Raw genomic sequence first — 26,409 nt, forward strand, 5'->3', positions numbered from 1 at the left:
CCATTTCCCCTACCCCCGACATGGCTTCATATTTGCGCGGATCATCGTGTATCTTGGAGGGTATCAGCACGCGTACGGGGCTGGATTCCGGCACGGCATCCACTACATGGCGCCGCATGACCCAGATCACTGTCGGCGCGCTCCAGCTCGCCTTCTCGAACGACATCGATGCGAACATCGCCCGCGTGACGGAACTGGTCCGCGAGGCGGCCGGCCGGGGTGCGCAGGTGGTGCTGCCGCCCGAACTGTTCGAAGGCGAATATTTCTGCCGCGTCGAGGACGAGGGCCTGTTCGCCAACGCCAAGCCGGTCACCGAGCACAAGGCGGTGCTGGCGATGCAGGCGCTGGCCGCGGAGCTGGCCATCCACATTCCGACCAGCTTCTTCGAAGCCGATGGTCCGCATCACTATAACAGCCTCGCGATGATCGGCCCGGACGGCAAGGTTTCGGGCGTCTACCGCAAGAGCCATATTCCGGACGGTCCGGGCTATGAGGAGAAGTTCTATTTCCGCCCCGGCAACACCGGCTTCAAGGTGTGGGACGGCCCCGGCGCCAAGCTGGGCGTAGGCGTGTGCTGGGACCAATGGTATCCGGAAACCGCGCGCGCGATGATGCTGATGGGCGCCGAGCTGCTCTTCTACCCGACCGCGATCGGCAGCGAGCCGCATGACGACAGCCTCGACACGGCCCGTCTGTGGCGCCGCGCGATGGTCGGCCATGCGGTCAGCAACGTCGTGCCGGTGATCGCCGCGAACCGCGTCGGCACCGAACATGGCCAGACTTTCTATGGCACCAGCTTCATCACCGACGAGCGGGGCGACATCCTCGCCGAGCTCGACCGGGCGGAAGAAGGCGTGATCACCGCTACGCTCGACCTTGATCGGGTGAAGCGACACCGCGCCGCCTTCGGCTTCTTCCGCGATCGCCGGCCGGAGCTCTACGGCCGGCTCGTCCAGGACATCTGAACGAGGCTCCCCGGCGCGTCAGCCGCGCGCCGGGGCCTTGCGGCGGAAGGGCACGTCGCGCCGCAGATAGGTAAGTGCGCGCCACACCCATTCGATCGGGCCGTACTGGAAGCGCGCCAGCCACCAGTGCGCCGCGACGATCTGCACCGCGATCGCACCCAGCGCGACCCAGAGCCGCGTCGCCGCGTCCCAGTCGTCATACTTGCCCAGGCCGTAGTGATAGAAGATCGGCACGAACACCGCCGATTGCAGGATGTAATAGGTCAGCGTCAGCCGCCCCGGCGCGGCGAGCGGCTGGACCAACCGGCGGGTGGGGCCGTCGTACAACGCGATCACCAACAATGCCCAGAAGGCGGTGCCGGCAAGGTCCAGCCACATGTTGAGCAGCGCCCAGAAGGCGCGGTCGGCGCCGAGCCCGAAGCCGAGGCCGGAAAACCACAGGCGCAGCGGCTCGCGGGTGAGGAAGAGCAGCACGGCGAACAGCAGCGCACCCAGCAGGGCGGGTCGACGCCAGCCGCGGCTCTTGGCGAGGTCGCCGAAGAAATCGGTCCGGCCCAGCACCAGCCCGAGCAGATACAGGCCGAGGATCTGCACCATCCGGCCATATTCGAGGAAGAACCAGTATTTGGATTGCTGCCCGGCCCACAGGTTTACCCGCAGCACCTGCCACAGATCCCCGCCCAGATAGACCGGCATGCCCGGATCGACCGAGGATTGCGCCGGGGCATTTGCCCAGCCCGCCCCCAGCGCACCCGCGACCAGCTGCACGATCAGGCTGGGACCGACCAGGCAGAAGGCGGCGCCGCCGAGCAGCACCGCATTGCTGCGGATCCGGTTGAAGAACAGCAGCAGAAAACCGATCGCCGCCAGCGTCTGCATGATGTCGCCGCGATAGATCAGCGCATGCAGGAAGCCGATGCCTTCCAGCAGCAGCAACCGCCAGGCGAAACGCGCGGTGAAGTCCTGCCCCCGTTTCGCCGCGCGATCCATTAGGATGAAGAAGCTGAACCCGAAGCACAGCGCCAGCAGCGAGAAGCTCTTGCCCATGAACAGCGCGAAGACGATGTCGGTGATCAGGCCCGGCTTTTCCACGGCCCAGAACAGCTCGTAGCTTTCGATGACATGGACGAGGAACAGCGCCATCAGCGCAAAGCCGCGCAGTACGTCGACGACGTCCAGCCGATTGGCAAACGTGGCGGCCGAGCCGCCCGATCTTGATTCCGCGGAATGGATGCGATGCGCTCCGGCAGTGTCAGCAGTGCCCGGCATCGGCCTCATTTACGTCTTCTTTGTCCGACAGGCGTAGCCACGCCATCATGGTTAGCGCCCTATCCCGCCGGCTGCTCTGCATCGCGCTCGTCGCGGTGCTCGCGTGCATCGTGCCCCCGGCACATGCCCAAGCGGGCGTTGCCGGTCAACCACTTGGCGTGTGCCTGCTGGCGGACAAGGGGCAGCGGGAAGACGAACTGATCCGGCACCCGGAACGATTCGATTGTACGACGCCGCAGCACCGATTCGGTTCCGGCGATTTCTGGGCGATGACCAGCGTGATCGATCGCCGTTCCACCTTCGCCACCCCTCTGGCGATCCGCTTCGGCAGTGTCTGGCAGGAGGGACTGACGATCCATTTCGTCTATGCGGACGGCGCCATCCGCAGCTGGCGGAGCGACGCCCGCGGCATCGCCCCGTTGATCCAGCTCGGCGCCATCGCGCAACTCCCGGTCCCCGTTCGCGACCCGGCGCTGGTGCGCGTGCTGTTCCATGTCGACCAGGCAGCCAATGCACGCGGCATCCTGCTGGGGCCGCGCATCGCCACACTGGCGGAAGGAAGTGCCGCCAATCTCGCGCTGGCCACGCTCTACGCTTTCTTTGCCGGCATGTCGCTGGCACTGATCGTCTACAATCTGGCGCTGTGGTGCGCGATGCGGCATCGCTTCCAGCTGCATTACTGCCTGCTGCTGGCGGCGCTGCTCGGCTACACGATCACCTCGTCGGGTGCGCTCGCCTGGCTGGCACCCGCGCTGGCGAACAACGATCGCCTGCGGCTCAACTATCTGTTCATGGGGCTGGCGGGCGGGGCTGCAGCCTTGTTCACGCGCAGCTTCTTCGAAGACAGGGATCTGCCGCCCTGGGTGGGGCGCTGCTCGAATCTCATCGCCATGGCGGTGCCGCTTTCGGCCTTCGGAGTCGCAGCGTTCGGCGCGATCAACCTGCGCATCGCCGATCTGCTCTACGCGCTGACGATCGTCGGGCTGCTCGCCATCGTGGTTCCGACCTTGTGGGGCGCGTGGTACCAGCGCTCGCGCTTCCTGTGGCTGTTCGCCGTCGCATGGAGCGCGCCCATCCTGCTGGCGGTGCTGCGCGTGCTGAACTCGCTCCACCTGATCGGCTGGAACTTCTGGATCGACAACTCGACGGTCGTATCGATGGGCGCGGAAGCACTGATCTCGTCGCTGGCGGTGGCGTACCGGATCAAGTTCCTGCGCGATGAGCGCGATGCCGCGCTCACCCGTGAAGTCATTGCGCGCAAGCTCGCGGACATCGACCCGCTCACCGGGCTGCTCAACCGCCGCGCCTTCCTCCACCGCGCGATCGGCCGTACCGAAGACCAGCAGCTGCTGCTTGTCGACATCGACCATTTCAAGCGCGTCAACGAGACGCTGGGCCATGACGGCGGCGACGAGGTGCTGCGCCTGTTCGCCGCCGCACTGCGCCACGCCGCGCCGGAGCCGGTGCTGATCGCGCGGATGGGCGGCGAAGAGTTCGCGCTGCTTACCCCCGCCACCCAGCGGATCGAGCCCGAGGCGCTGCTCGCCAGCCTGCGCCGGGTCCGCATGCCGTTCGACCTGACGATCACGTCGAGCATCGGCAGCTGCAGCGGCAGCCTCGCCACCGATCTCGACTGGAAGGCGCTGTACCGCTGTGCCGACTCGGCGCTGTTCGAGGCGAAGGCGGCCGGCCGCGACCGCGCCCGGGCGCTGCGGCTGGACGCCGCTTGAGCTTGCCTGTCGCCGCGGGCGCGTGTACCGTAGCGGCAGGGAGAATGGGGACGATGCTGCGTCATAAGCGCCTGTTGCTGATTGCCGGAGCCGTCGCACTGATGGTTGCGATTACCCGCCCCGCGCCGCCGCATGCCGATTTCGAGCTGCTGATGCACCGCGTCGGCGATACCGCCCCCCAGCAGGTTCATGCCGCGGTCGATCTCGGCGTCCTCGCCGTGTCCGTGCTGGTCACCTGGAGCGGCGGCCTCGCGCGCTGAGGCGCGAAACCCACTCTCGGAACTTGCCGTAGAGACGGAACGCGCAAGCTGCGCGACGCTTTGGCTTGCGCGTAAAAACCGCGCTTGCATGGCAAAATCGGGTTGCTTACACTGATGTCAATGACAAAGCCCGAAATGGTCTGGAAGACCGCCTATCGGCATCCAGGAGAGTGGGATCGCAGCTACGCGTTGCGGTCCATGGTAGACCTGTTCGAGGAGAGCGCCGCGGCCCATCCGCACGCCCCGCTCCTCGATTTCATGGGTCGCATCTACAGCTATGGCGAGGTGCTGGACGGCGCCAACCGCGTTGCCTGCGGGCTGCGCGCGCTGGGCTATGGCCCGGGCGACCGGATCGGGCTGTTCCTGCCCAATGTGCCGCATTATGTCGCCGCCTATTACGGCATCCTCAAGCTGGGTGCGACGGTGGTGAACTTCTCACCGCTCTACTCGGTCGAGGAACTCGCCGCGCAGGTCGCCGACTCGGGCACCAGGCTGCTCTTCACCCTATCCGCCACCGCGCTGCTGCCCACCGCGCTCAAGGTGCTGGAGAAGAGCGATCTCGAGCGGCTTGTCGTCGGGTCGGTCGCCGGCGCGCTGCCCACCGCCAAGTCGCTCTTCTACCAGCTGTTCCGCGGCAGCGAGGTAACCGCCCGCCCGCACGACCCGCGCATCCTCGCCTTCTCCAAGCTGATCGCCAACAAGGGCGATTGCCCCCACCCGACCATCGATCCCGAGCACGACGTCGCGCTGATCCAATATACCGGCGGCACCACCGGCACGCCCAAGGGCGCGGTGCTCACCCACCAGAACCTCTCGGCCAATGCCCGGCAGGTGGCGGAGCTCGACCCGGATCTCGGCAAGGTCGAGGATTCGGTGCTGGGCGTGCTGCCCTTCTTCCACGTCTTCGCCAATACCTGCGTGCTCAACCGCACCGTGATCACCGGCGGCAAGATCGTGATGCTGCCGCGCTTCAACGCGCAGCAGGTGCTCACCGAACTGCGCCGCACCAAACCCCGCTCGCTGCCTGGCGTGCCGACCATGTACCAGGCGCTGCTCGACGCACCGGGGATGAAGCCGTCGGACTTCGCCTCGCTGCGCTTCTGCATCTCGGGCGGCGCGCCGCTACCCGAGCAGCTCAAGCTCAACTGGGAATCGGTCACCGGCGCGCACATCATCGAGGGCTATGGCCTGTCGGAGAGCTCGGGCGTGGTCTCGGCCAATCCCTATGTCGGGCTCAACAAGAGCGGCACGATCGGCCAGCCGATCGCCGGCACGCGGGTGCGGCTGGTCGACAAGGAGGATCCCCGCAAGCCCGCCCCCGAAGGCGAGCCGGGCGAGATCGTCGTCCAGGGCCCGCAGATCATGCAGGGCTATTGGAACCGGCCCGAAGCGGACGTCGGCACCTTCGTCGACGATCACTGGCTGCGCACCGGCGATGTCGGCATCATCGACGAGGACGGCTATATCCACATCGTCGACCGGCTGAAGGACATGATCGCCGTCGGCGGCTTCAAGGTCTTCCCCAGCCAGATCGAGGCGGTGCTCTACACCCATCCGGCGGTGAAGGAGACGCTCGTCCTGGGGCTGCCCGATCCGTACCATGGCGAGCTGCCGCACGCCTATGTCGCGCTCAACGAGGGCATGCCGGCGGATGCGAAGGAAATGTGCGACTGGCTCAACGCCCAGCTCGGCAAGCATGAGCGGGTGAAGGAAGTGGTGATCCGCGACGCCTTGCCCAAGACGATGATCGGCAAGCTCAGCCGGAAGGATTTGCTGGCGGAGGTAAAGGCCGGGCGGTGAGGCTGCTGCTCGCCCGACTCACCCTCACCCTTCCGGCGCTTCGCGCCTCCCTCCCTCTCCCGCAGGCGGGAGAGGGATAGAAGCCCAACGCCCTCTCCCGCCTGCGGGAGAGGGAGGGGCCCCGCCGCCGCAGGCGGTGGGGAGGGTGAGGGTGTGTGGGGGAAACTCAATCCCCCGGCTTTCCACCCCCGAACATCACCGCCTTCAGATTCATGAACTCGTGCAGCCCCCAGGGCCCGAGCTCGCGGCCATGGCCGGAGAGCTTCACGCCCCCGAACGGCGCCGCGGGCACCGAGGCGAGCAGCGAATTCACCGCCGTCATCCCCGCCTCGATGTCGCGGGCGAACCGCTCCACCTCCGCATCGTCCTGCGTCCACACCGATGAGCCCAGCCCGTAGGGCACGTCGTTCGCCACCGCGATCGCTTCGTCGATGTCGGCCGCCTTGTAGACCGCCGCGACGGGACCGAAGATCTCCTCCTTGGCGACGTCGCTCTCCGGATCGAGATCGACCAGCACGCCCGGCGTCATCCACGCGCCCGCACGATCGATCTTGGTGCCGCCGGTCAGCAGCTTCGCGCCGGCGGCCTGCGCCTTCGCCACCTGCTCCAGCACGGTATCGCGCTGCTGCACGCTGGAGAGCGGCCCCATCACCGTGTCCTTGTCCATCGGATCGCCGATCTTCACCGCTTCCATGCCGGCGACGAACTTCTCGAGGAAGGCGTCGTACACGTCCGCATGGACGATCATCCGCTTCGAGCAGATGCAGCTCTGCCCGGCATTCTGCACCCGCGCGGTCACCGCCGTCTTTACCGCCGCATCGAGATCGGCCGAGGGCATGACGATGAACGGGTCCGATCCGCCCAGCTCGAGCACCACCTTCTTGAGCGCGCGCCCTGCCGCCTCCGCCACCTTGGCGCCCGCGCCCTCCGAGCCGGTGAGCGTCACCGCCACCACCCTTTTGTCGGCGATGATCGCGTCGACCTTGTTCGACTTGATCGCGAGGTTCTGGAACAGTCCCTCGGGCGCGCCGGCCTTGCGCGCCATCTCCTCCATCGCCGCCGCGCAGCCCTGCACCGACGACGCATGCTTGAGCAGCGCGACATTGCCGGCGAGGATGGTGGGCGCGAGGAAGCGCACCGCCTGCCAATAGGGGAAGTTCCACGGCATCACCGCCAGCACCGGCCCCAGCGGCAGCCAGCGCGCGACGGCGTGGCCGGTCGGCGTCTTCACGGTCGTCGGCTCCAGATAGGCCGGGCCATGCTCGGCATAGTGCCGGAAGCCCGAGATGCATTTCTCCACCTCGGCCAGGCCCGCGGTGATCGTTTTGCCCATTTCGCGCACCGCCAGCTCGGCGAGGTGCTGCTTGTCGGCTTCCCAGGCATCGGCAATCTTCGATAGCAGCGCGGTGCGCGTCTCGATCGAGGTTTCCCGCCACGCCTTGTACCCGGCCGCCGCGCGCGCCAGCGCCGCTTCGATCCCGGTATCGTCGAGCTCGGCGATGCGGTCCACGGTCTCGCCGGTCGCCGGGTTGATGAGTTCGAACATCTGCAAGTCTCCTTCGCGCTCCCTAACGCGGCGCTAGGCAGAGGGTGCCGCCCGGGCAATCGCTGTTCGCGCAATTAGCCCGCTTGCCAAGCCAAGGCCGCCGAAGCAGTTTTGCCGCCACGACATTCGGGGGAACCTCATATCATGCGCCTCGCCGCCATCGCCCTGCTCCTCGGCACCGCCTTGCCCACTACTGCTCTTGCACAGGACGGCCCCACCCGCCTATTCACCGGCAGCGACCTGTTCGCGCTCGAACAGGCTAGCGATCCGCAGATCAGCCCGGACGGCACCAAGGTCGCCTATGTCCGCCAGTCGGCCGACATCATGACCGATCGCGGCCGCGCGAGCATCTGGCTGGTCGACGTGAAGACCGGCCAGCAGACGCCGCTGGTTGCCGGCACCGGATCGCACAGCCAGCCGCGCTGGTCGCCCGACGGCACCCGGCTCGCCTATGTCTCCTCCGGCGAGGGCGGCGCACCGCAGCTGTTCGTCCGCTGGATGGCGACCGGCGCCACCGCGCGGATCACCGGCCTGCCGGACAGCCCGCAGGGCATCGCCTGGTCCCCGGACGGCACCCAGATTGCCTACACCATGACGGTGCCCGGCGAGGGCATGAAGCTCGGCAGCCAGCCGCCCAAGCCCGAAGGCGCCAAATGGGCCGAACCGCTGGAGGTGATCGACCGCGTCACCTACCGCGCCGATGGCGGCGGTTATCTGAAGCCCGGCTCCGATCACATCTTTGTCGTCTCGGCGGACGGCGGCGCGCCGCGCCAAGTGACCTTCGGCAAGTTCGACGATGCCGGCCCGCTTGCATGGTCGAACGACGGCCGCACGCTCTTCTTCGGCAGCAACCGCCGCCAGGATTGGGAGCGCGAGCCCAACGACAGCGAGATCTATGCAGTCGACGTGGCTTCCGGCACGCTGACCCAGATCACCAGGCGGTACGGCCCCGATGCGGCGCCGGTGCTCTCCCCCGACGGCACCCGCATCGCCTATCTCGGCTTCGACGACACGCATCGCAGCTTCCAGAACACCCAGCTCTACGTGATGAACCGCGACGGCAGCGGCAGCCGCGCGCTCACCACCGCGCTCGACAAGAGCATCGACAGCGCGGTCTGGGCCAAGGACGGTCGCAGCCTGTTCGTCTCCTATGACGATCATGGCCGCAAGCAGGTCGCCCGCATCGGGCTCGACGGCAAGGTCAGCACGGTGGCGACCGGGCTCACCGGCGGCGGGCTTGATCGGCCCTATACCGGCGGCGACTTCAGCGTGTCGGCAAGCGGCACCATCGCCTATACCGGCGGCGACGCGCTGCATCCGGCGGACATCTATGTGAACGGCAAGCGGCTCACCCATCTTAATGACACGGTGCTGGCCGCCAAGACGCTGGCCCCGGTGACCCCGCTGGCGGTGACCGCGCCCGACGGCCGCAAGATCGACGCCTGGCTGGTCACCCCGCCCGGCGTGAAGCCCGGCACCCGCGTGCCGACGATCCTGGAGATCCATGGCGGCCCGCACACCGCCTATGGCCCCGGCTTCTCGACCGACTATCAGCTCTATGCCGCGCACGGCTATGCGGTGCTCTACGCCAATCCGCGCGGCAGCACCTCGTACGGCGAGGAATTTGCCGACCTGATCGACAAGAAATATCCCGGCGACGATTACGGCGACCTGATGGCCGCGGTCGATGCCGCGATCGCCTCGGGCGTCGCCGATCCCGACAATCTCTTCGTCACCGGCGGATCGGGCGGCGGCGTTCTCACCGCTTGGATCGTCGGCAAGAATGATCGCTTCAAGGCCGCCGCCACGCAGAAGCCGGTGATCAACTGGATCAGCGAGGCGCTGACTATGGACAATACCGGTTTCACCTCCCGCTACTGGTTCGCCAAGCAGCCCTGGGAGGATCCGATGAGCTATTGGAACCGCTCGCCGCTGAGCCTGGTCGGCAACGTCAAGACGCCGACGCTCGTCGTCGTCGGCAGCGAGGATTACCGCACCCCGGTGAGCGAGTCGGAGCAGTACTATGCCGCGCTCCAGATCCGCGGCGTGCCGACCGCGCTGGTGAAGGTCCCCGGCGCCAGCCATGGCGGCATCGCTGCGCGGCCCAGCCAGTCGGCGGCCAAGGCGGCGGCAATCCTCGCCTGGTTCGATCGCTACCGCACGGGCGCCAAGCCCGCCGGCCAGTAAATACATGTTGGGGCCCGGTTGCCATCGGGCCCCGCCGTGCCGCATAGCGAGCGCATGGCTACCCAAGCAGACATCACGGCGCTCTCCTTCGAAGAGGCGCTGAAGGAACTGGAGAAGATCGTGAGCCGGCTGGAGAGCGGCGAAGCGGCCCTGCAGGAGGCGATCGACCTCTACGAGCGCGGCGACCAGCTGCGCCGGCAATGCGCCGCGCGGCTCGACGCGGCGCAGTCGCGGATCGAGGCGATCCGCGCCGATGCCGATGGCCGCGCTGCCGGCACCACGCCCTTCGCGGCCGGCTGAGGCGTGGCGAGCGTGACCCATGCCTCGCTCGCGCTCGAATCGGCGCTGCGCCAGGTCGCGGCCGAGATCGACGCCCAGTTCGACCGGCTGCTCGAGGTGCCGGACGATCCCCGCGCCGATCTGTACCGCGCGATGCGCCACGCCGCGATCGGCGGCGGCAAGCGGCTGCGCCCGCTGCTGGTGTTCGCCACCGCCCAGCTCTTCGCGGTCGACAAGAGCTGCGCCGCGCGCGTCGCCACCGCGCTGGAATGTATCCATGTCTATTCGCTGATCCATGACGATCTGCCGGCGATGGACGATGACGATCTGCGCCGCGGCAAGCCCACCGTGCACAAGGCGTTCGACGAGGCCACGGCGATACTCGCCGGCGACTGCCTCCACGACCTCGCCTTCGAGCTGCTGGCGCATGAGGCCACGCATGCCGACCCGTTCGTCCGCGTCGAGCTGATTTCCGAACTCGCCCGCTCCTCGGGGCCCGCAGGCATGGCCGGCGGCCAGATGATGGATCTGGAGGCGGAAAAGGCGAGCTTCGATCTCGCCACCGTCACCCGGCTGCAGGCGCTCAAGACCGGCGCGCTGATCAGTTGTGCGGTCGAATGCGGCGCGATCCTCGGCCGCGTGCCGCACGAGGGCCGCACAGGTCTTCGCGGCTATGCGCGCGACATCGGGCTCGCCTTCCAGATCGTCGACGACATTCTCGATGCCGAGGGCGACGAGGCGCTGGTCGGCAAGAAGCTCGGCAAGGACGGCGCGGCTGGCAAGGAGACCTTCCTGTCGCTGCTCGGCATCGATCGCGCGCGCGAACAGGCGCGCATGCTGGTCGACCAGGCCATCGCCCATCTCCACGCCTTCGGCCCCGAGGCCGATCTGCTGCGCGACGTGGCGCGCTTCACGCTCGAACGCGACCGGTAAGGACCGGGGGGAGACGCCGCATGCACAGCCGTATCGGGGTCTATCCCGGCACCTTCGATCCGATCACCCGCGGCCACATGGACATCATCCGCCGCGGCGCGAAGCTGGTCGACCGGCTGGTGATCGGGGTGACCACCAATCCGTCCAAGTCGCCGATGTTCACCGTTGAGGAGCGGATGGCGATGGTCCGCCGCGAGGTGGAAGGCCTGCCCGGCACCATCGAGGTGGTCAGCTTCGATTCGCTACTGATGGACTTTGCCGAGCGCGAGCGCGCCAGCGTGATCGTGCGCGGCCTCCGCGCCGTGGCGGACTTTGAGTATGAGTACCAGATGGCTGGCATGAACCAGCAGATCAACGACCGGATTGAGACCGTCTTCCTGATGGCCGACGTGTCGCTCCAGCCGATCGCGAGCCGGCTGGTGAAGGAAATCGCCGTCTATGGCGGCCCGATCCACCGCTTCGTTACCGAGGCGGTGGAGGCCGATGTCGCGGCCCGGGTCGAGCTGCTCGGGCGCAAGGGCAGCAACTAACGTGACGCCGACGCGCACCGGGCTTTGCGCTGCCCGGCGATTGCGGTAGAGGCGCGCATTCACCAGAAAACGAGTGGGAAGTTCGATGCGTTTCCTAGCCACGATGGCCGCCATGGCCGCCACGCTGTTCGCCGTGCCGGCGCTGGCCCAGGGCGGCGGGGGCAAGCCGAAGCCCGTCATCGAACCGTTCAAGGGCGTCAATGCCGATGTGAACACCCGCCCCGCCGTGCTGGTTCCCGCCGACCCGGAGAACACCTGGGTGCTGGACCTGTCGACCGGCGGCCGCGTGCTGATCCGGCTGCGTCCGGACGTCGCGCCCAAAATGGTCGAGCGGATCAAGACGCTGACCCGCCGCCACTTCTATGACGGCCTGACCTTCCACCGCGTGGTCGACGATCCCTACAACATCGCCCAGGGCGGCGATCCCAAGGGCGACGGCACCGGCGATTCGGACCTGCCCAACGTGCCCGCCGAGTTCAGCTCGCTGCCGCACGTCCGCGGCACCGTCTCGGCCGCCCGCCGCGGCGCTCCGGACAATGCGACGGCCGAGCAGAAGACCGAGGCCGAGAACAGCGCGAACAGCCAGTTCTTCATCATGATGCAGCCCAAGCTGGCGTTCGACCACGACTATACCGTGTTCGGCCGCGTCACCTCGGGCATGGAGTGGGTCGACAAGATCGAGCGCGGCGAGCCGCCGCAGCACCCGACCGTGATCATCCACGCCTATATCGAATCGGACAATCCCCCGCCCTATCAGCCGCTGGCGCCCGCCACTCCGGCGGCGGCCGGCCCGACGCTGATCCCGGTGGGTCCGGCCGCCCCGGCGGCCAAGCCGGCGCCTGCCGCGAAGAAGCCGGCACCGAAGAAGAAGTGATCGACTGCCAACCGTGAACGTCGACCTTTTCGATTTCGAGCTGCCGAACGAGCGGATCGCGCTGCGCCCCGCTGCCCCGCGCGACTCCGCGCGCCTGCTGGTGCTCGACGGGCCGGAGACGCGCGACGCGATCGTCCGCGATCTTGGCCAGCAGCTCCGCCCGGGCGATTGCCTGGTGTTCAACGACACCCGCGTGATCCCCGCCCAGCTGGAAGGCACGCGCGGTGAGGCCCGGATCGGCGCGACCCTGCACAAGCGCGAGGGGCCGCGCCGCTGGCGTGCCTTCATCCGCAACGCCAAGCGTCTGCGCGACGGCGATGCGATCGACTTCGGCCCCGATGCAATAGCCATCGCCTCGGACCGCGCCGAGGACGGCAGCTTCGCACTCGACTTCCAGGGCGACGAGCCGGTCGAGCTGCTGCTGGAGCGCTGCGGCCGCATGCCGCTGCCGCCCTACATCGCCTCGAAGCGGCCGACCGACGAACGCGACGCCGACGATTACCAGACGATGTTCGCCGCCGAGCCCGGCGCCGTCGCCGCGCCCACGGCCGCGCTGCACTTCACGCCCGAACTGATGGCCTCGCTGGAAGCCGCCGGAATCGGTCACACCACGCTCACGCTGCACGTCGGCGCGGGCACCTTCCTGCCGGTCAAGGCCGAGGATACGGCGGACCACAAGATGCACGCCGAATGGGGCCGCATCACCCCAGAGGTCGCCGATCGGCTCAACGCGGTGCGCGCCGCGGGCAACCGCATCATCGCGGTGGGCACCACCAGCCTGCGCCTGCTGGAGAGCGCGGCGGACGAGCACCGCGTGATCCAGCCCTTCGAGGGCGACACCGCGATCTTCATCACGCCGGGCTATCGCTTCAAGGGCGTCGACGGGCTGGTGACCAACTTCCATCTGCCGCGCTCGACGCTGTTCATGCTGGTCTCCGCGCTGATGGGGCTGGATCGCATGCAGGCGGCCTATGCCCATGCGATCGAAACCGGCTATCGCTTCTACAGCTATGGGGATTCGAGCCTGTTGCTGCCCCCCCGCTAGAGGGATTTCGATGCGCCTGTTCCTGCTGCTCGCCGCCTGCACCGCCGCCCTGCCCGCCGCCGCGCAGCAACGTCCCGCGCACGACGCGATCACGGTCAACGCGCCCGGCGCGCAGCCCCAGGCGACGGTGATCGCCGAGCCGGTCGCGCTGCTGATCGCCGGGTTCGACAGCGACGGCGACGCGCGGGTTACCCGCGCCGAGTTCGATGCAGGGCTGAAGCGCAGCTTCGACAGCGCCGACACCGGCCACACCGGCAGCCTCGGCTATATCGCCTATTCGGACTGGTCGCTGCGCTGGATGGGCGATCGCAACACCCTGCCAAGCCCGTTCGAGATGGACCGGGACGGCGACAACAAGGTCAGCTGGGCCGAATTTCAGGATCGCTTCGCACTGATCTGGACGCGGTTCGACAAGAACAAGGACGGCGTGATCGAGCGCAGCGAGCTGGTGACGATCCGTCCGCCCGCGTTCAATCCTATGGACGGCAAGCGCAAGCGCCGCTGAACCGCGTCGTCGGAAGAAGCGAGTTGCGTCCGCCGTGCCCCTGCGAAAGCAGGGGCCCCGGGTAGGATAGGACGTCGCACGTGACCCTGGGCCCCTGCTTTCGCAGGGGCACGGCTGCCGAAACACTTTCGCCGCAATGCGCTAGCATCACATGGGGGACGCCCGCTAGGATCGCGCCACATGTCGGGAAATCACGCACACGGCCAACACCATGGCCACGCACACGAGCATAGCCACGGGCACGGGCACGGCCACAGCCATGGTCACGGCCTCGGACACAGCCACGCGCCGGCCGATTTCGGCCGTGCCTTCGCGATCGGGACGGCGCTCAACATCGCCTTCGTGCTGATCGAGGGCGGCGCCGGGCTCTGGACCAACTCGATGGCACTGCTCGCCGACGCCGGCCACAATCTCTCCGACGTACTCGGCCTGCTGATCGCCTGGGTGGGCGCGGAGCTCGGCAAGCGGCCGGCGACGCCGCGCTTCACTTATGGCCTAGGCGCCTCGTCGATCCTCGCCGCACTGGCCAATGCCCTGCTGCTGCTGATCGCCGTCGGCGCCATCCTGCTCGAGACGATCCAGCGCTTCGCCGATCCGCCCGCCGTGGCGCCGATCCCGGTGATGCTGGTGGCGGGCGCGGGCATCGCCGTGAATCTCGGCACCGCGCTGCTCTTCGCCCGCGGACGCGAGCACGACATCAATGTCCGCGGCGCCTATCTCCACATGGCCGCCGATGCCGCCGTGTCCGCGGCGGTGGTCGTTGCCGGCGCGCTGATCTGGTGGACCGGGCTGCGCTGGATCGACCCGGCGATCAGCCTCGTGGTCGTCATCGTGATCCTGGTCGGCACCTGGGGGCTGCTGCGCGAATCGCTCACCATGGCGCTGCAGGCCGTGCCCGACCGGATCGACCTGGAGGCGGTGGAGCAGACACTGCTCGCCCAGCCGGGCGTTACCCGCGTCCACGATCTCCATGTCTGGCCGATGAGTACCACCGAAGCCGCACTCACCGCCCATCTCGTCATGCCCGATGGTCATCCAGGTGACGCATTTCTACTTCATCTTCAGGATCGGCTCGCGCATGATTTCCGGATCGAGCACAGTACGGTACAGATAGAGTTGGGCAACGGGGCGGAGTGCCGGATGCATGGACCTGGTAGCGGACATGGTTGACACGAGTGCCCCGGCGGCCCGCCCGCTGGACCTCGTCATCTTCGATTTCGACGGCACGCTGTCCGACAGCGGCGACTGGTTCGTCTCGGTCGCCAACGACCTCGCCGAACGCTTCCGCTTCCGCAAGATCGCCCCGCACGAGGTGGAGCTGCTCCGCCGCAAGAGCTCGCGCGAGGTGATCGACTTTCTCGGCATCGCGCGCTGGAAGATGCCGTGGATCGCCCGCTATGTGCGCAAGCTGGTCAGCCGCGACGCGCACCGGATCGAGCTATTCCCGGGCACGCCCAATCTGCTCGATCGCCTCGTCGAGATGGGCGTGAAGCTGGCGCTGGTCACCTCCAATTCGGAGGAGAATGCCCGCAAGATCCTCGGGCCCCGCCACGCCGCCAAGATCCATTATTTCGCCTGCGGCTCCTCGCTGTTCGGCAAGGCGCCCAAGTTTCGCCGGGTGCTGCACAAGATGGGCGTCGCGCCCCACGCCGCGCTGGCGATCGGCGACGAGACCCGCGACGTGGATGCCGCCCGTGAAGTCGGCATGCGCGCGGGTTCGGTGCTGTGGGGCTATGCCGCCGAGGACCTGCTGACCGGCATGTCCCCCGATGCCGTGTTCCGCACGCCCGAGGACATCGTCAGCTACGTCAGCCAGCACCGAGGCTGAATACCACCGGTTGAGCCGTCATCCCGGCGGAAGCCGGGATCCATTCGCCAGTGCGCCTCGGCTCCTTCGAAAACGGAGCGCCAATGGATTCCGGCTTTCGCCGGAATGACGGACATGAGGATCGGGCTAGCTCAAATATCCAGCGCCCAGCCGTCGCGGCCCTTGGGGTCGGGCGGCGTGACCGGCACATAGCGGGTCGCGCCGGCGGCAAGCCGCAGGATCGTCCAGTCGCCGCGGCGGTCGATCGCTTCCAGCGTGCAGCCGCACGCCTCGAAGGCTTCCACCACCTGCGCGCGCTGCGTCTCCAGCAGCCCGGCGAGCACGATTGTCGCATTGGGCGCGGCGATGGCGGCAAGCTCAGGCGCCATCGAGACCAAAGGCCCCGCCAGGATGTTGGCGATGACGAGATCGTAGGGGGCCTTGGCGGTGATCGCATCGGAGAGCGCGCCGTCCGCCACGATCAAGTCGACGCCCTCGATCCCGTTCGCGACCGCATTCTCGCGCGTCACGTCCACGGCAGCCGGATCGATGTCCGTCGCCATCACCTTGGCCTCCGGCCAGAGGTGTGCGCCGGCAAAGGCAAGCAGCCCGGTGCCGGTGCCGACATCGATGATATTGGCGAACTGCCGGGCCGAAAGCCCGTCGAGCATCGCCAGACAGCCCGAGGTCGTCGCATGATGCCCGGTGCCGAAGGCGCGGCCCGCATCGATCAGGAACGCGCGGCCGCCTGCCGGTGCTTCCACCGGATGCGCGCTGGTGTGGACGACGAAGCGTCCTTCGCGGATCGGCTCCAGCCCTTCCTGGCTCAGCGTCACCCAGTCCTGCGCGGTCAGCGCCTCAACCTCGGGCTCGATTCCCGCTGCGCTCGGCACCAGCGCCTTGAGCATGGCGAGCATCGCCGCGTCGGGCTCGTGCTCCAGATAGGCGTCGAGCCGCCAATGCTCGACATCGTCCTCCACCGTCTCGGTGGTCATCAGCACCGCGTCGATCTCGATCGTGCCCGCGTCGATCGCCTCGGCCTCGGCGCGGGTGCAGGGCAGGCTGACCTTCCAGCTGTCGATCTCAGCGGACATAGCTGGCTCCATTGGCGTCGAGCACCGCGCCGGTCATCGAGGGGGGCGCATCGAGCGCGCAGAATTTGGCGATGGCGGCGACCTCCTCGGGACTTGCGACGCGGCCGAGCGGGATATCCGCCAGCAGCTTGTCGCCGCCGCGGCTCGCCAGATAGTCCTCGGCCATGCCGGTCATGGTGAAGCCGGGGCAGATCGCGAAGGCAAGGATGCCCTCCCCCGCATAGCCGCGCGCGATCGACTTGGTCATGCCGACCATGCCCGCCTTGGAGGCGGCATAGTGCCAGTGCGCCGGGCTGTCGCCGCGATAGGCGGCGCGGCTGGCGACGTTGACGATCCGCCCGCCGCTCTTGCGTTCCTGCCAGTGGCGCACTGCCAGCCGGCAGAGTTCAGCCGAGGCGGTGAGGTTGACGCGCATCGTGCGCTCCCAGCCTTCGACCCAGTCGTCATGGTCGGCGTCGAGCGGATTGGCTTCGAAGATGCCGGCATTGTTGATCAGCACGTCGATCCGGCCGTCAAGCGCGTCGAGTGCCTGCTGCCAGAGCTGCTGGGGCGCGGCGGGATCGGTGAAGTCGGCGGGAATGCCGCTGCGCGTGCCCTGGCCGACGAGCGTCACGCGGGCGTCGTCGCCCAGCAGCGCCGCGGTCGCCGCGCCGATGCCCCGGCTGCTGCCGGTGAGGAGAATATGGGTCTTCATGGGGACCGCCCTAGCGCGGGCGCGGGGGCGCGTCACCCCGCCACGCGGGCTTCAGTCGTGCAGCACTGCCACGCCGAGCGCGCCGAGATTGACCGTCAGCTGCACGCTCAGCGCATGGTCCATCTGCGGCCGCGCTCCGCCGCGCCCGAAGCGATACTGGTTGAGATAGCCGATATCGGCATTCAGCGCCTTGCCAAGCGGCACCGCAACGCCGAGCAGGTTGCGCATCCGCTCATAGCCTGCGCGCTGGCCCCAGCTGGTGCTGTTGGGCAGCAGAAAGCTTTCATGGCTGGCAAACAGCGCGAGCCGGGGCCGGCCCAGCGGGAAATTATAACGGAGCAGCGGCCGGATCCGCACGCCGATGCCGCTGCCGACGGTGCTGAACCGCTCATCGATGCGGAAGCGGCCGGCCAGGCGCCCGCGGTTGAACACGATCTGCTGGCGGATGCGGTCCTCGTCGGGCGCGAGGTTGGCGCTGTGAAAGCCCACCCGGCGATAGCCGACGCCGATCTCGACACCCCTGGCGACCTGCCAGCCGAGCAGCGCGCCGTATTCGGTGGTGTAGATGCCGTCCTGGCGATCGCTGGTGCGGGCGATCTGCTCGAGCGTGACGCGGACCTGCTTGGTCATCGGCACCACGACGTTGAGCTGTTCCCAGGCCTGCCGATCCTCCTGCTGGGCCCGCGCAGGCTCAGCGCCGAGGAGCAGCAGCAGAAGCGCGGCGCAGGGAAGATGGCGGATCATCGGCAGGCGATGGCACAAGCGCCGCCGGGCGATCAAGCCGAGCCTGTGCATCGTCGGCCGGCGGCGGGGCCTGAATTCGGCAGATCACGCAGCACCTGGTCCCTTGTGGATACCCCTGCGGCGCGTACCATCGGGAAGAGAATCGAAGGACGAAGACGATGCTTGGTCTGATCCTGCTTGCCGCTGCCGCCACCGCCCCCTGCCCAGTGGAGCGGGCGCGCTACGTGCTGCGCCACCACCCCGACTGGACTGCCGCGTATCGCCCGGTGGACAGCGGTTCGGACTGGCCGAGCGGCATCGCGCTTGCCGTCCACCGGCGTAGCACGCAGGAGACCTTCTGGTGGCTACCCTGGCAGGGCGGTACCGACGGCCTTCAAAACATCGCCTCGACCGAAGACGTCACCGCCCCCGACTGGCGTCCGCCCGATCCGGATGGCGGGCCGCGGCCGCAGGGCAACCGACAGTATCTCGGCTTCGATGCCGACTACAACCTGATCGACCGCGTGCCGCGCAGGGGAGACCCCGCGCCGGCGCACATGCTGTTCCCGAACGCCGCGGGCGCCGGCGACCGAGTGTTCGACTGGAAGGACTTTTTCGACCTTAGCGGCTGCTCGCCTGCGAAAGACGGGCGTCGCGCCTAGGTCGCCACCGAGGTCGAGAAATCCTCCGCCGCCGCACGCAGCTGGTTCAGCCGGTCGTCGACTTCTGTCACGTCGTGCTGGAGCGTGTCGATCTCGCTGGTAACGCTCTTGGTATCCTCGCGGATCGCACCGATCGTGGCGGACATCGAGTCCGCCGCAAGCGCGGTCTCGTCGACGGCGGCGGTGATCGCGGTGACGGTCTGCGCCTGCACTTCCATCGCAGTGCGGATGCGGTCGGCGCTTTCCTGGACTTCGGACACCGTCGCGCGGATCGAGGCGTTGGTTTCCACCGTCGAACGTGTCGCCGACTGGATCGCGGCGATCTTTGCGGCGATGTCGTCGGTGGCGCGCGCGGTCTGGCTGGCGAGGCTCTTCACTTCCTGTGCGACCACCGCGAAGCCGCGGCCGGCATCCCCTGCCCGCGCCGCCTCGATCGTCGCGTTGAGCGCGAGGAGATTGGTTTGCCCGGCGATGTCGCGGATCAGCCCGAGAATCGATTCGATCGACTTGGCGTGGTCGGAAAGCATCTCGCTCATCCCGACCGCCTCGCTTGCTTGACCGGAGGCGCGGGTGGCGATGCCGGCCGCCGCCTCGACTTCGGTGCGGGCATCCTCGATCGCGCGGATCAGCCCGGCGGCGGTCATGGCGGCCTCGCGCATCGCCACGGCCGACTGCTCGGCAGCGGCAGCGACCTCGCTGGCCTTGCCGAGCATCCCGCGCGCCGCGCTGGAGGCGCCCTGCGCCTGCACCCGGATGCGGTTGCCGAGCATCGTCGCGCCTTCGATCGATTCGGCGATGCTTGCGCGGAACTGGTCCGAGCGGGCGCGGCGCTCGTCGTGCACCGACTCGGCATCGCGCGCGCCGAGATGGCTGGTCATCAGGTCGACTTCGGCCATGCCGATGCGCTGGATCGCGTCGCACAGCCGCGCGAACCGGGCCATATCGTCGCCCAGCACCGCCTGCAGCGCCGTGATCGTGTGGCTATGGGCATAGGCGAAATGGCCGAACAGCACCGGCAGCGGGATGCCGTGCGCATAGCTGTCCTGCGCATAAGCGCAGATGATCTCGGCCCATTGCGCGCCCAGCGGCTGGCGGTAGCGGGTGCGCAGGAATGCCACGCCATCGATGACATAGCCTTCGGTATCGATCCGGCTGCGCATCCGCTGGCCGGCCTGGGTACCGAGAACGTGTCGCTGGCAGCTGCGCGCGATGCCTTCCCAGGCATGCTCCAGCAGGTCCGCGACTTCGCCACAGGCGGCGACCAGCGTGTCGTCCCAGTCATAGTCACGGCACCAGTCATCGAACCCGCGGACGCCGCCGCTCCACTGGCCGGGCTTGCGGCTGACCGCCGTTGCCGCCTCCATCACGCCGCAACCTTGGCGACAAACTCGCCGGCGCTGCCCTTCAGCGTGCCGAGCTGCTCGTCGAGCGTAGCAAACCCCTGCCCCACCCGGTCGATCTCGGAGGCAACTGCCTCGGTATCGGCGCGGATCGCACTGATCGTCGCCGACATCGAGTCCGCCGCCAGCGCAGTTTCATCCACTGCCGCGGTGATCGCGGTCACGGTCTGCGCCTGCACCTCCATCGCGGTGCGAATGCGGTTGGCGCTTTCCTGGACTTCGGAGACGGTCGCCCGGATCGAGGCGTTGGTCTCCACCGTCGAGCGCGTGGCCGACTGGATCGCGGCGATCTTGGCGGCGATGTCGTCGGTCGCCCGCGCGGTCTGGCTGGCGAGGCTCTTCACTTCCTGCGCCACCACCGCGAAACCGCGGCCGGCATCGCCGGCGCGCGCCGCCTCGATCGTGGCATTCAGCGCGAGCAGATTGGTCTGTCCGGCGATGTCGCGGATCAGCCCCAGGATCGATTCGATCGACTTGGCATGGTCGGACAGCATCTCGCTCATTCCCACCGCCTCGCTTGCCTGGCCGCTCGCGCGGGTGGCGATCGCCGCCGCCGCTTCGACTTCGGTGCGGGCGTCCTCGATCGCGCGGATCAGCCCGGCAGCGGTCATCGCCGCTTCGCGCATCGCCACCGCCGACTGTTCCGCCGCGGCCGCGACCTCGCTCGCCTTGCCGAGCATGCCGCGTGCGGAAGCGGAGGTGTGCACCGCCTGCCCGCGCAGTTCCTCGCCGCCGCGCGACGCCTGCTCGACGGTCGCACCGATCGAATTGTGGAACTCGGTGGCCAGCCGGTCGCGCGCCACCTGGGCGCTGTGCTCACGATACATGTTGTAGATCTCGACCGTGATGTCCGCCTCGAGCGCCGACAGCCGCATCAGCGTGTCGACCAACACCGGCAGCCGCGGATCGGTGCCGCCCACCCGCCGGATCAGCACTTCCAGCGCGGCCCGGTCGCTTGCGCTGATCATCGAGAGCAGCGCCATTGGCGGCACGCCCTTTTCATATGCGGCGGCAACCGAACGCTCGATCGACTCGATCCAGGTCTTGGTGGTGGTCTCGAGGAATCGGCTGCGCAGGAACACCACGCCCACGTCGATCATCTTCGCGGTGTCCGAGGGTGCCCAATCGCGCTCCTCGGGGAAGCAGCGGACCCATTGGTGCCAATAGGCCGCCGAGACCGCCTCGATCTCGGGTTCCAGAATCTCCCAGCATTCGCGACTCGATTGCTGGAGCGAGCCTTCGAAATCGAAGACGTGCAGCCGCGCCGCCACGTCGATCCGCGCGCTCATCGTGCCGGCCGCCGCCAGCGCCTGGGTGGAAACCGAATCGCTCACCTACGTCTCATCCCCGGTCGGCGGCCGGGCTTCGGCCGCATCGACCGCAACCTATGTGGCTACAGTGGTTAAGAGCCGGTTAGGAGCGGGTATGCGATGGCGACTCCGCAACATCTTGCGCCCACCGCCCGGCTGAACCTAAGGGCAATCCGTCTTGCATCCTCGTCTGGCGGGATTAAGGAAGCCCGCGTCGACCGAAAGGATTTATCGTTGGCCAACGTCCGCAACACGGCACGACCGCTGTCGCCGCATCTCGGCATCTATACCTGGGGGCCGCACATGGCGGTCTCGATCCTCCACCGCGCCACCGGCTCCGGCATGGCGACCGTCGGCACCGGGCTGTTCGTCTGGTGGCTGGTCGCGCTCGCTTATGGCCCCGATGCCTATGCGACGTTCCTCGACGTGTTCACGCTGTCGAACGGCAAGCTCAACATCCTCGGCTATATCGTCGGGATCGGGATGAGCCTGTCCTTCTTCCAGCACATGGCCTCGGGCGTGCGCCACCTGTTCCTCGACGCCGGCGCGAATTTCGAGCTGCGCGCGAACAAGCGCACCGCGCTCACCACCTTCGCGGTCAGCATCCTCGCCACCGCGATCTTCTGGGTCGTGCTTCTGGAGAAGGCCAATGGGTAACGGAACCCAGCTCGGTCGCGTCCGCGGCCTCGGCTCGGCGCATGAAGGCGCGGGCGAATGGTGGAAGCACAAGGTCTCGGCGGGGTCGAACCTGCTGCTGGTGCTGTGGCTGATCGTCTCGATCGCCCTGCTGCCGGCCTATGACTATGCGACGATGCAGGCCTGGATCGCCCAGCCGCTGGTCGCCGTGCCACTGATCCTCCTGGTGCTCAGCGTCACCTTCCACTTCCGTCACGGCCTGCAGGTCGTGATCGAGGATTATCAGCACAACGAGACGCGCTTCGTGCTGATCGTCCTGCTCGAATATTTCACGATCACCGTCCGCGTGCTCGCGATCTTCTCGATCCTGAAGATCGCCTTCACCTCCGTTGGAGTGGCTGCCTGATGCCCGCCGCCTACAAGATCATCGACCATATCTATGACACCGTCGTCGTCGGCGCGGGCGGCTCGGGCCTCCGTGCGGTGATGGAAGTGGCGCAGTCGGGTCTCAAGACCGCCTGCATCACCAAGGTGTTCCCGACGCGCAGCCACACGGTGGCGGCACAGGGCGGCATCGCCGCCAGCCTCGGCAACATGGGTCCGGACCACTGGACCTGGCACATGTACGACACCGTCAAGGGCTCCGACTGGCTCGGCGACCAGGACGCGATCGAGTATCTGACCCGCGAGGCCCCGGCCGCGGTGTACGAGCTCGAGCATGCCGGCATGCCGTTCAGCCGCACCGACGAGGGCAAGATCTATCAGCGCCCGTTCGGCGGCATGATGCAGAACATGGGCGAAGGTCCGCCCGCGCAGCGCACCTGCGCCGCGGCCGACCGTACCGGCCATGCGATGCTGCACACGCTGTACCAGCAGAGCCTGAAGTACGACGCGGACTTCTTCATCGAATATTTCGCGCTCGATCTGATCATGGAAAATGGCGAGTGCCGCGGCGTGATCGCGCTGTGCATGGAAGACGGTTCGATCCACCGCTTCCGCAGCCATGCGGTGGTGCTGGCGACGGGCGGCTATGGCCGCGTCTACCAGTCGGCCACCTCGGCGCACACCTGCACCGGCGACGGCAACGCGATGGTGCTCCGCGCCGGCCTGCCGCTGCAGGACATGGAGTTCGTCCAGTTCCACCCGACCGGCATCTACGGCGCGGGCGTGCTGATCACCGAGGGTGCGCGCGGCGAAGGCGGCTATCTCACCAACTCCGAGGGTGAGCGCTTCATGGAGCGCTATGCGCCGTCCGCCAAGGATCTCGCCAGCCGCGACGTCGTGTCGCGCTCGATGGCGATGGAGATCCGCGAGGGCCGCGGCGTGGGCAAGGAGAAGGACCATATCTACCTTCACCTGAACCATATCGACCCGAAGATCCTGGCCGAGCGCCTGCCCGGCATCACCGAGACCGGCAAGGTCTTCGCCGGCGTCGATCTCACCCGCCAGCCGCTGCCGGTGGTCCCGACCGTCCACTACAATATGGGCGGCATCCCGACCAACTATCACGGCGAAGTCGTCCATCTGAAGGACGGCAACCCGGATGCGGTGGTCCCCGGCCTGTTCGCGGTCGGCGAAGCGGCCTGCGTGTCGGTGCACGGCGCCAACCGCCTCGGCTCCAACTCGCTGATCGACCTCGTGGTGTTCGGTCGCGCGACCGGCAAGCGGATCGTCGACATCCTGAAGCCCAACACCCCGCACCACCCGCTGCCGAAGGATTCGGAAGCGCTGGCGCTGGGTCGCCTCGACCATTTCCGCAACGCGAACGGCGGCACCCGCACCTCGCAGCTGCGTGCCGACATGCAGAAGACGATGCAGCGCCACTGCGCCGTGTTCCGCACCGAGGAGCTGATGGCCGAGGGCGTGACCCACATGGAGCAGGTCTACAAGGGCCTGGAGGACGTGCATGTCAGCGATCGCTCGCTGATCTGGAACACCGATCTCGTCGAGACGCTGGAGCTGGACAATCTGCTCGGCCAGGCGATGGTGACGATCCGCAGCGCGATCAACCGCAAGGAAAGCCGCGGCGCCCATATGCACGAGGACTTCCCCGAGCGCGACGACGCCGGCTGGATGAAGCACACCATCGCGACGTTCGACGGCTGGGGCGGCAAGGGCGGCGCGACCGCGATCGATTATCGCCCGGTGCACGACTATACGCTCACCGACGCGATCGAGTATATCAAGCCGAAGAAGCGGGTATACTGATCCGCTAAGCGGATGGGTTTACGGAATGGCCGGGGCGGGGACGCTCCGGCCTTTTTGTTTGGGGTTGGCATCTGGTTGAACCCCACGCACCCTCACCCTTCCGGCGCTATCGCGCCTCCCTCCCTCTCCCGCAGGCGGGAGAGGGACTGAGATGCCCTCTCCCGCCTGCGGGAGAGGGAGGGGCCCGCTGCCGAAGGCAGTGGGAGGGTGAGGGTGACGGAGGGTAGCGGGAACTACCGCAGCACCCCGAACCGCGCACTCGCCAGATGGTGCGCATGGCAGATCGCCACCGCGAGCGCGTCCGCCGCATCGGCCCCGACGATCTTCACCCCCGGCAGCAGCCGCGAGACCATCGCATGGACCTGCTCCTTGTCGGCATTGCCCACGCCGACAACGGACTTCTTGACCGTGCTCGGCTTGTACTCGCCCACATCAATCCCCACCCGCGCGGCGGCGCATAGCACCACCCCGCGCGCCTGGCCGAGCTTGAGCGTCGACTGCGCGTTGGAATTGACGAACACTTCCTCGACCGCCGCCGCCTCGGGCGCATGATCGGCGATCAGCGCAGCGAGCATCGCATCGAGATGGGCAAGACGGCGCGGGAGCGAGGCCTTGGTGTCGGTGACCAGCTTGCCATGCGCGACATGGCCGAGCCGGTTCCCCTCTGCCCGGATCAGCCCCCAGCCGGTGGTCCCCAGGCCGGGATCGAGGCCAAGGATGATCACAGATCGTCCCCGGCACGGGGAGGGGGACCAGCCGAAGGCTGGTGGAGGGGGCTCTCCACCAGCGAGTACCTTGGGGAAGCCCCCCTCCACCACCGCTTCGCGGCGGTCCCCCTCCCCGTTCCGGGGAGGAGCGAGAAGATCAACCCAGCTTCTCCATCACGTCGTCCGGGATCTCGTAATTCCCCCACACGGTCTGGACGTCGTCGTCATCATCCAGCGCGTCGAGCAGCTTGAACAGCGTCGTGGCGTCGTCGGCGCCCACGGTCACCATGGTCTGCGGCCGCCAGGCGAGCTTGGCGCCCTCGGATTCGCCGAGCACCGGCTCCAGCGCCTTCGCGACTTCGTGCAGGTCGCCCTGCGCGGTCCAGATCTCGTGGCCGTCCTCGCTGCTGGTCACGTCCTCGGCGCCCGCTTCCAGCGCCGCCTCGAACACCTTCTCGGCGTCGCCGGCGCTCGCCGGGTAGGAGATCAGGCCCAGACGATCGAAGCCGTGGCTCACCGAGCCGGCGGTGCCCAGGTTGCCGCCGTTCTTCGACACCGCGGTGCGCACATTCGTGGCGGTGCGGTTGCGATTGTCGGTCAGCGCCTCGATGATCAGCGACACGCCCGCCGGGCCGAAGCCCTCGTAGCGGATCTCTTCGTAGTTATCGCCCTCGCCCTTGCTCGCCTTGTCGATCGCGCGCTGGATATTGTCCTTGGGCATCGACTGCGCCTTGGCGGCGTTGATCGCGGCGCGCAGGCGCGGGTTCATGTCCGGGTCCGGCAGACCCATCTTTGCCGCCACGGTGATTTCGCGGCTGAGCTTGGAGAACATCGCCGAGCGCTTCTTATCCTGCGCGCCCTTGCGGTGCATGATGTTCTTGAATTTGGAATGGCCTGCCATGGTGAACCCGAACTGCCTGCGGTCTGGAGAAGGTGGAAAGCGCTCGCCTTAGCGCGGTTGGCCGGCGAGCGCCATCGCGGGGCTCAGATGCCCAGCGCCTGCTTGTAGGTTTCGAGCAGCATCTCGGCCTCTTCGCGGTGATGCTTTTCCATCTTCCGCAGGCGGACGATGGTGCGCATCGTCTTCACGTCGAAGCCGGTCGACTTGGCTTCGGCATAGACGTCCTTGATGTCGTCGGCGATGCCCTTCTTCTCCTCTTCGAGACGCTCGACACGCTCGATCAGGAGGCGGAGCTGCTCGGCGGAAATATTGTCGGACATGGGTGTTCTAGCTCCTGAAGCATG

27 protein-coding genes are annotated in these 26,409 nt (G+C 67.7%); 17 read left to right on the forward strand and 10 right to left on the reverse strand.

Annotated features, from left to right (window positions below):
* Positions 1-116 precede the first annotated feature (116 nt).
* Positions 117-965 (forward strand): N-carbamoylputrescine amidase, encoded by an 849-nt coding sequence (gene aguB / locus QZ670_RS17420; RefSeq protein WP_294257694.1) that lies wholly within the window; start codon positions 117-119, stop codon positions 963-965.
* Positions 966-983: 18 nt separating this feature from the next.
* Here the strand turns inward: aguB and QZ670_RS17425 are convergent, their stop codons facing one another.
* Positions 984-2,243 (reverse strand): DUF418 domain-containing protein, encoded by a 1,260-nt coding sequence (locus tag QZ670_RS17425; RefSeq protein ID WP_294257695.1) that lies wholly within the window; start codon positions 2,241-2,243, stop codon positions 984-986.
* Between the two features lie 38 nt (positions 2,244-2,281).
* Between QZ670_RS17425 and QZ670_RS17430 the strand changes: the two genes are divergently transcribed.
* From QZ670_RS17430 to QZ670_RS17440, 3 genes are all read left to right on the forward strand, one after another.
* Positions 2,282-3,964 carry a diguanylate cyclase gene (locus QZ670_RS17430; RefSeq protein ID WP_294257698.1) on the forward strand — a complete coding sequence of 561 codons (1,683 nt, stop codon included), beginning with the start codon at positions 2,282-2,284 and terminating at the stop codon, positions 3,962-3,964.
* A 53-nt stretch (positions 3,965-4,017) separates the two neighbouring features.
* On the forward strand, positions 4,018-4,224 hold the full coding sequence (locus QZ670_RS17435) for a hypothetical protein (RefSeq protein ID WP_294257700.1): 207 nt from the start codon (positions 4,018-4,020) through the stop codon (positions 4,222-4,224).
* A 120-nt stretch (positions 4,225-4,344) separates the two neighbouring features.
* Positions 4,345-6,024, forward strand: coding sequence for a long-chain fatty acid--CoA ligase (locus QZ670_RS17440; protein WP_294257703.1), 1,680 nt, complete (start codon positions 4,345-4,347; stop codon positions 6,022-6,024).
* Between the two features lie 166 nt (positions 6,025-6,190).
* Here the strand turns inward: QZ670_RS17440 and QZ670_RS17445 are convergent, their stop codons facing one another.
* On the reverse strand, positions 6,191-7,570 hold the full coding sequence (locus tag QZ670_RS17445) for an NAD-dependent succinate-semialdehyde dehydrogenase (RefSeq protein ID WP_294257705.1): 1,380 nt from the start codon (positions 7,568-7,570) through the stop codon (positions 6,191-6,193).
* A 144-nt stretch (positions 7,571-7,714) separates the two neighbouring features.
* Between QZ670_RS17445 and QZ670_RS17450 the strand changes: the two genes are divergently transcribed.
* From QZ670_RS17450 to QZ670_RS17490, 9 genes are all read left to right on the forward strand, one after another.
* Positions 7,715-9,757 (forward strand): S9 family peptidase, encoded by a 2,043-nt coding sequence (locus tag QZ670_RS17450; protein ID WP_294257707.1) that lies wholly within the window; start codon positions 7,715-7,717, stop codon positions 9,755-9,757.
* Positions 9,758-9,811: 54 nt separating this feature from the next.
* A complete protein-coding gene (locus tag QZ670_RS17455; protein WP_294257710.1) occupies positions 9,812-10,057 on the forward strand; it encodes an exodeoxyribonuclease VII small subunit in 246 nt (81 codons plus the stop codon).
* Between the two features lie 12 nt (positions 10,058-10,069).
* The gene (locus QZ670_RS17460) at positions 10,070-10,969 is read left to right on the forward strand and encodes a polyprenyl synthetase family protein (protein WP_294257714.1); all 900 of its coding nucleotides are present in this window, start codon (positions 10,070-10,072) and stop codon (positions 10,967-10,969) included.
* A 20-nt stretch (positions 10,970-10,989) separates the two neighbouring features.
* The gene (gene coaD / locus QZ670_RS17465) at positions 10,990-11,499 is read left to right on the forward strand and encodes a pantetheine-phosphate adenylyltransferase (protein WP_294257716.1); all 510 of its coding nucleotides are present in this window, start codon (positions 10,990-10,992) and stop codon (positions 11,497-11,499) included.
* Positions 11,500-11,584: 85 nt separating this feature from the next.
* Entirely contained in the window at positions 11,585-12,373 is a 789-nt protein-coding gene (locus tag QZ670_RS17470; RefSeq protein ID WP_294257719.1) for a peptidylprolyl isomerase, read from the forward strand.
* Between the two features lie 13 nt (positions 12,374-12,386).
* Entirely contained in the window at positions 12,387-13,418 is a 1,032-nt protein-coding gene (gene queA / locus QZ670_RS17475; protein WP_294257722.1) for a tRNA preQ1(34) S-adenosylmethionine ribosyltransferase-isomerase QueA, read from the forward strand.
* Between the two features lie 10 nt (positions 13,419-13,428).
* The gene (locus QZ670_RS17480) at positions 13,429-13,923 is read left to right on the forward strand and encodes an EF-hand domain-containing protein (protein WP_294257725.1); all 495 of its coding nucleotides are present in this window, start codon (positions 13,429-13,431) and stop codon (positions 13,921-13,923) included.
* Positions 13,924-14,103: 180 nt separating this feature from the next.
* On the forward strand, positions 14,104-15,093 hold the full coding sequence (locus tag QZ670_RS17485) for a cation diffusion facilitator family transporter (RefSeq protein WP_294257728.1): 990 nt from the start codon (positions 14,104-14,106) through the stop codon (positions 15,091-15,093).
* On the forward strand, positions 15,068-15,751 hold the full coding sequence (locus QZ670_RS17490) for an HAD hydrolase-like protein (protein ID WP_294257729.1): 684 nt from the start codon (positions 15,068-15,070) through the stop codon (positions 15,749-15,751). The genes QZ670_RS17485 and QZ670_RS17490 overlap by 26 nt, the downstream gene beginning before the upstream one ends.
* Before the next feature lie 131 nt (positions 15,752-15,882).
* Here the strand turns inward: QZ670_RS17490 and QZ670_RS17495 are convergent, their stop codons facing one another.
* From QZ670_RS17495 to QZ670_RS17505, 3 genes are read right to left on the reverse strand one after another with little or no spacing between them, the layout of a single operon-like run.
* The gene (locus QZ670_RS17495) at positions 15,883-16,824 is read right to left on the reverse strand and encodes a 50S ribosomal protein L11 methyltransferase (RefSeq protein WP_294257731.1); all 942 of its coding nucleotides are present in this window, start codon (positions 16,822-16,824) and stop codon (positions 15,883-15,885) included.
* Positions 16,814-17,518: an SDR family oxidoreductase gene (locus QZ670_RS17500; protein ID WP_294257733.1), complete on the reverse strand. Its 705-nt coding sequence runs from the start codon at positions 17,516-17,518 to the stop codon at positions 16,814-16,816. Before QZ670_RS17500 ends, QZ670_RS17495 begins: the two co-directional genes overlap by 11 nt.
* Positions 17,519-17,569: 51 nt before the next feature.
* On the reverse strand, positions 17,570-18,262 hold the full coding sequence (locus QZ670_RS17505) for a DUF2490 domain-containing protein (protein WP_294257736.1): 693 nt from the start codon (positions 18,260-18,262) through the stop codon (positions 17,570-17,572).
* 158 nt (positions 18,263-18,420) lie between these two features.
* Between QZ670_RS17505 and QZ670_RS17510 the strand changes: the two genes are divergently transcribed.
* On the forward strand, positions 18,421-18,903 hold the full coding sequence (locus tag QZ670_RS17510; protein WP_294257738.1) for a hypothetical protein: 483 nt from the start codon (positions 18,421-18,423) through the stop codon (positions 18,901-18,903).
* Here QZ670_RS17510 and QZ670_RS17515 read toward each other — a convergent pair.
* Together QZ670_RS17515 and QZ670_RS17520 are read right to left on the reverse strand one after the other, a co-directional pair.
* On the reverse strand, positions 18,900-20,267 hold the full coding sequence (locus QZ670_RS17515) for a methyl-accepting chemotaxis protein (RefSeq protein ID WP_294257740.1): 1,368 nt from the start codon (positions 20,265-20,267) through the stop codon (positions 18,900-18,902). The two genes, QZ670_RS17510 and QZ670_RS17515, sit on opposite strands and share 4 nt — an antisense overlap.
* Entirely contained in the window at positions 20,267-21,592 is a 1,326-nt protein-coding gene (locus QZ670_RS17520) for a methyl-accepting chemotaxis protein (RefSeq protein WP_294257980.1), read from the reverse strand. Before QZ670_RS17520 ends, QZ670_RS17515 begins: the two co-directional genes overlap by 1 nt.
* A 255-nt stretch (positions 21,593-21,847) precedes the next feature.
* Here QZ670_RS17520 and sdhC point away from each other — a divergent pair, with 255 nt between their 5' ends.
* From sdhC to sdhA, 3 genes are read left to right on the forward strand one after another with little or no spacing between them, the layout of a single operon-like run.
* Positions 21,848-22,270 carry a succinate dehydrogenase, cytochrome b556 subunit gene (gene sdhC / locus QZ670_RS17525; RefSeq protein WP_141988574.1) on the forward strand — a complete coding sequence of 141 codons (423 nt, stop codon included), beginning with the start codon at positions 21,848-21,850 and terminating at the stop codon, positions 22,268-22,270.
* Positions 22,263-22,655, forward strand: coding sequence for a succinate dehydrogenase, hydrophobic membrane anchor protein (gene sdhD, locus QZ670_RS17530; protein ID WP_294257751.1), 393 nt, complete (start codon positions 22,263-22,265; stop codon positions 22,653-22,655). Before sdhC ends, sdhD begins: the two co-directional genes overlap by 8 nt.
* Positions 22,655-24,457: a succinate dehydrogenase flavoprotein subunit gene (gene sdhA, locus QZ670_RS17535; protein ID WP_294257754.1), complete on the forward strand. Its 1,803-nt coding sequence runs from the start codon at positions 22,655-22,657 to the stop codon at positions 24,455-24,457. Before sdhD ends, sdhA begins: the two co-directional genes overlap by 1 nt.
* A gap of 233 nt (positions 24,458-24,690) precedes the next feature.
* Here the strand turns inward: sdhA and ruvC are convergent, their stop codons facing one another.
* The 3 genes from ruvC to QZ670_RS17550 form a co-directional block, all read right to left on the reverse strand.
* Positions 24,691-25,182 (reverse strand): crossover junction endodeoxyribonuclease RuvC, encoded by a 492-nt coding sequence (ruvC, locus tag QZ670_RS17540; RefSeq protein WP_294257757.1) that lies wholly within the window; start codon positions 25,180-25,182, stop codon positions 24,691-24,693.
* A gap of 139 nt (positions 25,183-25,321) precedes the next feature.
* Complete coding sequence (locus QZ670_RS17545) at positions 25,322-26,065, reverse strand: YebC/PmpR family DNA-binding transcriptional regulator (RefSeq protein ID WP_294257760.1); 744 nt, start codon at positions 26,063-26,065, stop codon at positions 25,322-25,324.
* An 83-nt stretch (positions 26,066-26,148) separates the two neighbouring features.
* Complete coding sequence (locus QZ670_RS17550; RefSeq protein ID WP_010543233.1) at positions 26,149-26,385, reverse strand: DUF2312 domain-containing protein; 237 nt, start codon at positions 26,383-26,385, stop codon at positions 26,149-26,151.
* Positions 26,386-26,409: the final 24 nt, after the last annotated feature.

The organism is uncultured Sphingomonas sp. (assembly GCF_913774285.1).
In the GTDB taxonomy this organism is placed as follows: Bacteria; Pseudomonadota; Alphaproteobacteria; order Sphingomonadales; family Sphingomonadaceae; genus Sphingomonas.

Excerpts from the sequence above, each read along its gene's own strand:
- aguB (WP_294257694.1), top strand. The coding sequence starts at position 117 with ATGACCCAGATCACTGTCGGCGCGCTCCAGCTCGCCTTCTCGAACGAC.
- QZ670_RS17425 (WP_294257695.1), bottom strand. The coding sequence starts at position 2,243 with ATGAGGCCGATGCCGGGCACTGCTGACACTGCCGGAGCGCATCGCATC.
- QZ670_RS17430 (WP_294257698.1), top strand. The coding sequence starts at position 2,282 with ATGGTTAGCGCCCTATCCCGCCGGCTGCTCTGCATCGCGCTCGTCGCG.
- QZ670_RS17435 (WP_294257700.1), top strand. The coding sequence starts at position 4,018 with ATGCTGCGTCATAAGCGCCTGTTGCTGATTGCCGGAGCCGTCGCACTG.
- QZ670_RS17440 (WP_294257703.1), top strand. The coding sequence starts at position 4,345 with ATGACAAAGCCCGAAATGGTCTGGAAGACCGCCTATCGGCATCCAGGA.
- QZ670_RS17445 (WP_294257705.1), bottom strand. The coding sequence starts at position 7,570 with ATGTTCGAACTCATCAACCCGGCGACCGGCGAGACCGTGGACCGCATC.
- QZ670_RS17450 (WP_294257707.1), top strand. The coding sequence starts at position 7,715 with ATGCGCCTCGCCGCCATCGCCCTGCTCCTCGGCACCGCCTTGCCCACT.
- QZ670_RS17455 (WP_294257710.1), top strand. The coding sequence starts at position 9,812 with ATGGCTACCCAAGCAGACATCACGGCGCTCTCCTTCGAAGAGGCGCTG.
- coaD (WP_294257716.1), top strand. The coding sequence starts at position 10,990 with ATGCACAGCCGTATCGGGGTCTATCCCGGCACCTTCGATCCGATCACC.
- QZ670_RS17470 (WP_294257719.1), top strand. The coding sequence starts at position 11,585 with ATGCGTTTCCTAGCCACGATGGCCGCCATGGCCGCCACGCTGTTCGCC.
- QZ670_RS17480 (WP_294257725.1), top strand. The coding sequence starts at position 13,429 with ATGCGCCTGTTCCTGCTGCTCGCCGCCTGCACCGCCGCCCTGCCCGCC.
- QZ670_RS17485 (WP_294257728.1), top strand. The coding sequence starts at position 14,104 with ATGTCGGGAAATCACGCACACGGCCAACACCATGGCCACGCACACGAG.
- QZ670_RS17490 (WP_294257729.1), top strand. The coding sequence starts at position 15,068 with ATGGACCTGGTAGCGGACATGGTTGACACGAGTGCCCCGGCGGCCCGC.
- QZ670_RS17495 (WP_294257731.1), bottom strand. The coding sequence starts at position 16,824 with ATGTCCGCTGAGATCGACAGCTGGAAGGTCAGCCTGCCCTGCACCCGC.
- QZ670_RS17500 (WP_294257733.1), bottom strand. The coding sequence starts at position 17,518 with ATGAAGACCCATATTCTCCTCACCGGCAGCAGCCGGGGCATCGGCGCG.
- QZ670_RS17505 (WP_294257736.1), bottom strand. The coding sequence starts at position 18,262 with ATGATCCGCCATCTTCCCTGCGCCGCGCTTCTGCTGCTGCTCCTCGGC.
- QZ670_RS17510 (WP_294257738.1), top strand. The coding sequence starts at position 18,421 with ATGCTTGGTCTGATCCTGCTTGCCGCTGCCGCCACCGCCCCCTGCCCA.
- QZ670_RS17515 (WP_294257740.1), bottom strand. The coding sequence starts at position 20,267 with ATGGAGGCGGCAACGGCGGTCAGCCGCAAGCCCGGCCAGTGGAGCGGC.
- QZ670_RS17520 (WP_294257980.1), bottom strand. The coding sequence starts at position 21,592 with ATGAGCGCGCGGATCGACGTGGCGGCGCGGCTGCACGTCTTCGATTTC.
- sdhD (WP_294257751.1), top strand. The coding sequence starts at position 22,263 with ATGGGTAACGGAACCCAGCTCGGTCGCGTCCGCGGCCTCGGCTCGGCG.
- sdhA (WP_294257754.1), top strand. The coding sequence starts at position 22,655 with ATGCCCGCCGCCTACAAGATCATCGACCATATCTATGACACCGTCGTC.
- QZ670_RS17545 (WP_294257760.1), bottom strand. The coding sequence starts at position 26,065 with ATGGCAGGCCATTCCAAATTCAAGAACATCATGCACCGCAAGGGCGCG.
- QZ670_RS17550 (WP_010543233.1), bottom strand. The coding sequence starts at position 26,385 with ATGTCCGACAATATTTCCGCCGAGCAGCTCCGCCTCCTGATCGAGCGT.